Annotated in this window: 6 protein-coding genes and 1 pseudogene; all 7 read left to right on the forward strand. The window is 41.2% G+C overall.

What is annotated here, in order from left to right; translation table 11 throughout:
- Positions 1-261 (forward strand): hypothetical protein (locus tag IJJ71_RS04945; protein ID WP_296845667.1); only part of this gene is annotated, 261 nt, incomplete at its 5' end.
- Between the two features lie 381 nt (positions 262-642).
- Positions 643-2,214, forward strand: coding sequence for an ATP-binding protein (locus IJJ71_RS04950; protein WP_296845668.1), 1,572 nt, complete (start codon positions 643-645; stop codon positions 2,212-2,214).
- Between the two features lie 84 nt (positions 2,215-2,298).
- A complete protein-coding gene (locus IJJ71_RS04955; RefSeq protein WP_296845669.1) occupies positions 2,299-3,063 on the forward strand; it encodes a FliG C-terminal domain-containing protein in 765 nt (254 codons plus the stop codon).
- 150 nt (positions 3,064-3,213) lie between these two features.
- Positions 3,214-4,950: a PcfJ domain-containing protein gene (locus IJJ71_RS04960; RefSeq protein ID WP_296845670.1), complete on the forward strand. Its 1,737-nt coding sequence runs from the start codon at positions 3,214-3,216 to the stop codon at positions 4,948-4,950.
- A 34-nt stretch (positions 4,951-4,984) separates the two neighbouring features.
- Positions 4,985-5,443 (forward strand): ADP-ribosylglycohydrolase family protein, encoded by a 459-nt coding sequence (locus tag IJJ71_RS04965; protein WP_296845671.1) that lies wholly within the window; start codon positions 4,985-4,987, stop codon positions 5,441-5,443.
- Positions 5,395-5,970: an ADP-ribosylglycohydrolase family protein gene (locus tag IJJ71_RS04970; RefSeq protein WP_296845676.1), complete on the forward strand. Its 576-nt coding sequence runs from the start codon at positions 5,395-5,397 to the stop codon at positions 5,968-5,970. The genes IJJ71_RS04965 and IJJ71_RS04970 overlap by 49 nt, the downstream gene beginning before the upstream one ends.
- 91 nt (positions 5,971-6,061) lie before the next feature.
- A pseudogene (locus tag IJJ71_RS04975) lies at positions 6,062-6,616 on the forward strand (hypothetical protein); the annotation flags it as partial.

Raw genomic sequence — 6,616 nt, forward strand, 5'->3', positions numbered from 1 at the left:
CATGCTGCCGCTGAATCAGAAAATCCAGAGGAAAACACAGAGCCTGCCCCAAGTGCAGAAGACTTCCTCAAAGCCGAAAAATCCGCACTCAAAGCAATCGAAGAAAGCAAAAAGCCTGGTTGTGACTGCACCCCAGAAGGTATGTCAACAATTTACTACTGGCTTTCCCGAGTTTACGCCTCAAAAAATCCTGTGAACCCAGTCTACGATGAAGAAAAAGCCCGATACTGGGAAGGGAAATATTCAAAAGTGGAGAAATAACTGGTTGCTAGGCGATTGAAAGTTGCGAAAAAGATACAAAGCCTGAGAAACGAACCCGCAAAGTGAAAATCTTCGACTTTCAGAGCCCCGATATAATCGGTAAAAGTACAGTCCGAATTCTGAGTAATATTCTGGAAGAATACTGCGTTTCTATCACAAAATATTTTGAGAATGACTTGGAAATTCCTGCTATGTCAGAAATCAAGTTTGAGGATACCCCAGCTTTTCTACCTTACGGCGAAAATTATTGTGAGATGGGGGCGATGACTCAATAGTTGAGCTTGAGCAAAAATGGTACGAACAAGTCTTTGTCTACAAGAACGATAGACTTCCATTTGTATAACGACGGACTTTTTTCCCTTTTTGTGCTATAATATTTTTATGAGCGAAAAACGAAACCTGCCGATTGGCATTCAGACATTTGAAAAAATTCGTGAGAACGGTTGTATTTATGTTGATAAAACCCAGTTCATATCAAAACTTACGGCATATAACTGTCCTTATTTTTTGAGCAGGCCGCGAAGATTCGGAAAGTCGCTTTTTCTTTCAACTTTGCGTAGCTATTTTGAAGGACGCAAGGATTTATTTGAGGGGCTTTCAATCTCCAAGACCGAAACTGAATGGAAGAAATATCCTGTCATTTATCTTGATTTCACCGGAAAAAATTACAAAACTTATGATGATTTGCTTTTGCAGATGGACGACATGCTTTCTGGTTATGAAGAGCTTTATGGCAAGCGCACTGAGTCAAAGGATATCGCAATCCGATTCAGAAATCTGATGAAAGCGGCTTTTGAAAAAACTGGCAATCAGGTTGTTGTTCTTGTTGATGAATATGACAAGCCTCTTTTGCAGAATGTTACAAATACTGAGCTTGAAGGAGAGATTCGGGATGCACTCAAAGGTTTTTACGGAAATCTAAAAAGCGAAGACCAGTTCATTAGATTCGTTTTCATAACAGGTGTAACGCGTTTTGACAAAGTAAGCATCTTCTCGGATTTGAACAATTTGCGTGATATTTCTCTTTCTGAAGATTTTGGCGCGATTTGTGGAGTTTCTCAAATAGAACTCGAAGAAAACTTCAGTCCAGAAATAAATCAAATGGCTCAAAATAACGATTTGACAGAAGAACAGTGCCTTGCAGAGCTTAAAAAGAATTATGACGGCTACCATTTTTGTCAGGATGTGCTTACTGATGTTTATAATCCTTTTAGTCTTCTGAGTGCTTTTGCAGATTTACATTTTGGTAACTATTGGTTTTCCACTGGTACGCCGACATTCCTCACAAAAATGATGCTGGATATTGATTTTGATTACATGTCTTTGGAAGAAGGTATAGATGTTGATTCCCGCTCACTTGAAGAATATCGCCTGAATTCAAGTGAACCAGTTCCAATGCTTTATCAGACAGGTTATCTTACAATCAAAAATTATGAAAAAGAATTCCGAAGTTTTACGCTCGCTCTTCCAAACGAGGAAGTTAAATACGGAATGTACAAAAGGCTTTTGCCTCTCTATGCCGGTTTTTCAGAGGATGACAAGAAAATCGAAATCGTAAACTTCTTGAAAGAACTCCGTGCTGGTAAAGTAGAAGAATTTATGCAGCGTATAAACAATATTTTTGCGTCCGCACCAAAAGCTACGAATCAAAAAAAATATGAGCTAAACTGTCAGGCATTCGTATGGCTCATCTTCAAACTGATGGGCGAATTTGTTTTGTGTGAAGTGCAAAACGGAAAGGGTAGAAGTGATGCCGTTGTCTGGGAAAAAAATACGATTTACATCTTTGAGTTCAAAATGGACAAGACTGCAAAAGAAGCGATGGAGCAGATTAACAGCAACTCTTATCCAATTGCATATCAGAACGAAGCTCTAAATGGCCGTAAAATCGTAAAAATTGCCGCAAATTATTCTAGTGCAGAAGAACAGCTAAACGAATGGATTATTGAGTAAAAAAATTTAACGATTTCAAAATCCTCCTCTATGTTATTAGTGTAAATAATTAAATATCAACACTAATGGCAATTGGAGGAAATCATGGCGAAAAAGCACACTGTAATAATCGACGACATAAACGACGGCGAATCAAAAGAACTTATCGAAAAAGTCAAAACTCGCTTTGACGCGGCGAATCAAAAAACGTTCGATTTAATAGGAGATTTTATCGCGGGCGGATACGAAGAAAATCTTGCCCGGCTTCTGGTTTATCTTCCAAATGAGCGCAGGGCGGCGGCACTTCAAAAACTGCCCGAAAGCGTGCGTGAAAAAGTTTCTTCCATATTGAATACTTTTAGCGAAAAAAAGAATTCCGACCCCGATGTTATGAGCGCGGTTGGAACTGTCCTCAAAAACGCTTGCTTTTACGGCGAAAAGGCTGCCCGCGAAATTATTCAGAACGGTGACATTTATTTCCTTTCGGCGGTTGAGAGCGAGAACAAAAATCTTTTTGAAGTGAATCCGCTTCTTTCGATGAACGTTGAGTATTATCTTGTGAACATGAATGTTCTCGTTGAAATTGACGACAGGAGCATCCAAAAATGGCTCCGCGAAGTCGAGACTCAGGATTTGGCAAAGGCTCTCAAAGGAACGGATGCGGCCGTTCAGGAGAAAATTTTCCGAAACATGAGCCAGCGTGCGGCGGAAATGCTCAGGGAAGACATGGAATTTATGGGGCCGGTCAGAAAAAGCGATGTGCTTGAAACGCAGAAAAAACTCATCGGGATTTTGAAAAGGCTGAATGAAGAGGGCGAAATCGTGATTTCAAAAAGTTTTTGCGGCTGTATCGGCGACGAGCTTGTTTAGTACATCGAATATCAATTATTTGTCATTCCGAACGCTACGCCACTTTGCACGCACCTGCTACAAAGTGTGTTTCGGAATCTCTAAACACAGATGCTGAAATAAATTCAGCATGACAGTTATTCGATACACCAGTGACTTTTGGAGGATTTTATGATGGAAAAGATTTATTTTTATAGAAAACTTGGTACTGCTGATTTCGTTCAGAGCAAAAATGAAAAGAAAATAATTCCTGTACGGTTCAAAAATCAATTTATTCGAGATACGGTTGTTTTTGACTGGTCGAAAAATCTCTGGGAAAAAGCGGACTCAATTCCAGAAGAAAGTGAAGAAATTCTTCCGGCTGAATTCGTGGAATTTCCTATTAAGCCTGCAAAGCCTAATTTTACCGGAAACGGCGTTCTTGCTGCCGAGCGAGGCATTGCAATCGAAGACCTTTCTCCGTGTGAGATGGCAGATTATTGTGCATGGCGAAAGGAAGAAAGCCGGTATTTTTTTAATTCGCGGAATTTCAAGGACTCGAACAACACCCAGAAAGATTATTTTGCGGCAGAGATTTGCGTTGATGAAGAAAATCTTACGCTCAATTTGGCTTTCAAAAGATTCGCGCGAAAAGAGATTGAAGGAAGAGATTACTTGAACAGACATGTTGAGTCAAAATTTCCTGTGTATTCTTCGGTGGCGATTGAAAGTCCTGCTTTTACTACGGAAACAATTTCTTTTGACATGAAGAACGGCAAGATTTCCTTTTCTTTTGATTCCGGCAAGCCTTCTGAGAAAAAAGAAGATTTTGAACCGTGGCGGCTGAACCAGAACAGCAAGAGAGAGTTTTTGCCTTTTGAGCGGCATCAAAAAATCCTTCAGTTTCTCGGAAATCTGGAATTCTATTTTTATCCAGAGAGCGTGCTTTGCGAAGCGTACAAAAAACTTTCTGCTCTTGCAAGAAAATTTACGGGGCTTTCAGAAACTCCAACTACGAGCAGATATTTGAGCGAAGAGAATGAGAAGCCTTGTTATCTTTCTGAAATGTATGTGCTTACGATGCTTCCCTGTGAGCCGAATCTTTACGCAGTTCTTATGAACAAGGAGCTGCATGAGTTGAAATTCAACTTCAGCTACGACCGTTCAGATACCAAAGTTCTGGCAAAATTCTTAAAAAAGGCTCAAATCAGTGACCATCGGGTTTTGCGAAAAATTTATGCCGAGCATCCGACGATTCTTCTTTTGTGTATGCGGCTTCATGATTCAGGCTTCCGCGACATCAATTTATACAACCGCGTAATCGAAAGCGAAGAAAATCGGGAAGAAATCAGGTATCTTGACCGAAAAGCCCTTGTTTTCTTCTCACAATACAGCATAAAAAAGCGGGGCGAGCTTGCGACGATGAACACGCTTCTCAGAAAAAGCGAGGAAGCAGATCCTTACATGAAGGACGATGCTCTCTGCATGTTTCAGGAATATTTTCGCCATGTGCCGGAAGAATTGCGAAAGGATATTCTGGAAGACGGATTCACTCGCTTCAATCACGATGCCCTTGCAAAAATTTCTTACAGCGTGGAGAATCGCAACATCACTTTTAAATACACTGGCGAGCAGAAAAATCTTGAGGACGACATAGACGGCTATTCTTTCCGCCTTCCCAAAACAAATATGCAGATGTGCGAAATCGGAACGGCTCTTCATAACTGCGTGGCAAGCTATGCAGAAAGTGTTGATGAAAAGGAATGCACGATTGTCTATGCGGAAAAAGACGGGGAGTATAAAATCTGCATTGAGGTGCGGGGAAAAGAAGTTTGTCAGGAGAGAATTGACCGAAACGACTACCCGGCAGGCGAAGAAAAATCTGTCCTAAAAAAATGGCACGAGCGGCACGGACTGAACTTTTCTTAGAAAGAAAGTATGTTATAGATGTAGAAGGTGAAAAATGAACGGAGAAAATGCAGTAAAAAAAATTATTTACGGAGTTGCTATTGGAGATGCGGCCGGATGTCCAGTGCAATTTTTTAAACGCGGGGACGTAAAAAAGCTGAACATCATCGATATGGTGGGCCACGGTACATACAACAAACCTGCAGGCACATGGACTGACGACACAAGCATGACGCTTGCACTTGCGGACAGCCTTGCAGATACAATGGCTCTCGGAAAAGATGTTGACTATACGGACATTATGAAACGCTTTGAGTCCTGGCTTTTTAATAACGAATATACGACGGAAAAACGAGCCTTTGACATGGGACAGACATGCTCTATGGCCATCTTCAGCTTTAGGAAAGGAATTCCTGCCATTGAATGTGGCGGAAAAAAATCAACCAAAACGGAAACGGCTCCCTTATGCGAATCAGTCCGATCGTATTTTACCTTCAAAAAAAGTTCGGGCTGAATCTGCTGGAAAATGAAGAGAGCGTGGACGCGGCGTTTGAGGTAATTCAAAATGTTTCAAGCCTGACCCATGCGCATCCTGTCGCGAAACTTGGCTGCTGCATCTACTGTACCTTTCTTCTTGAAATATTAAATGGAAGACAAAAATCTGATTTACGGGGATCCGTCGCGAAAACAGTCAGAAAATACATTTTACGCAACAAAGAATTTACGGATGCCGCAACATATTGGGAAAGACCTTTTGCTCCTGGTTTTCCTGACACCGACGAAGAATCTATAAAATCTTCCGGCTATGTTGTGGATACTCTTGAAGCCGCAATCTGGTGTTTCTTCAATACGGAGAACTACCGCGACTGTATAATAAAAGGGGTGAATCTTGGGAATGATGCTGATACTGTTTGTGCAGTTGCTGGAGGGCTTGCAGGCCTTTATTACGGAGAGTTCCCGGAAGACTGGATTGAAAAACTCCGCGGAAAAGAAATGCTTGGCCAGATTGCAGAAAAACTTGATGCGGCTCTGAAAGTTTGAGCACGATGTGTCACGGACTTTATTCCTGACAAAAACTTGCATTGAAAGTCAAAGGCATTTATGATAATAGAAACAAAAGGAATTTATTTTAATGGAAAAAGAATTGTTTGTTGCTCCAGAAGGGCTTGGTGCGTTCTTTAAGGATGCCCTTTGCGATTTGAATAATGTTTTTGTCTTTTCAACTGATGTCGTAAAAAATTCCTGGGCAGAATGGTGTGTCAGTCACCCCGATGAAAGCGGCGTTGATGTCGTTCTGATGGAAAGGTTCATCGCATGGGACAAATTCAAGGGCGAGGTCGTCCGTGGCAGGGATGCTGACAAGGCGAGCATTCCTTCGATTTTGCGGAAATTTTTTGTAAGTTCGCTGATTTCAGAGAATGCCGCTTCTCCAGACGGAAATACAATTTTCAAGAAAATCATAAATCCTATCTTCCGTAAAGATTCGGCTTCATTCGCTGACTGGATTTCGGACACTTTGCGCTCGCTCAAACTCTGGAATGATACGGTATCTTCTCTTCCTGATTATAAATTTGATGATGAGGACGAAGATTATCTTGAGCTTTACAAACGCTATTCTGATTTTTTGAATGCGAACAATTTTTTTGAGCCTAGCTGGGTAGAGCCTGATTTTTCTGCGACAGGAAGG

It is taken from the genome of Treponema sp. (assembly GCF_017430385.1).
GTDB lineage: Bacteria > Spirochaetota > Spirochaetia > Treponematales > Treponemataceae > Treponema_D.

What these genes read in the sequence shown, in the direction of transcription:
- IJJ71_RS04950 (WP_296845668.1), top strand. Translation starts at nt 643, where the DNA reads ATGAGCGAAAAACGAAACCTGCCGATTGGCATTCAGACATTTGAAAAA.
- IJJ71_RS04955 (WP_296845669.1), top strand. Translation starts at nt 2,299, where the DNA reads ATGGCGAAAAAGCACACTGTAATAATCGACGACATAAACGACGGCGAA.
- IJJ71_RS04960 (WP_296845670.1), top strand. Translation starts at nt 3,214, where the DNA reads ATGATGGAAAAGATTTATTTTTATAGAAAACTTGGTACTGCTGATTTC.
- IJJ71_RS04965 (WP_296845671.1), top strand. Translation starts at nt 4,985, where the DNA reads ATGAACGGAGAAAATGCAGTAAAAAAAATTATTTACGGAGTTGCTATT.
- IJJ71_RS04970 (WP_296845676.1), top strand. Translation starts at nt 5,395, where the DNA reads ATGCGAATCAGTCCGATCGTATTTTACCTTCAAAAAAAGTTCGGGCTG.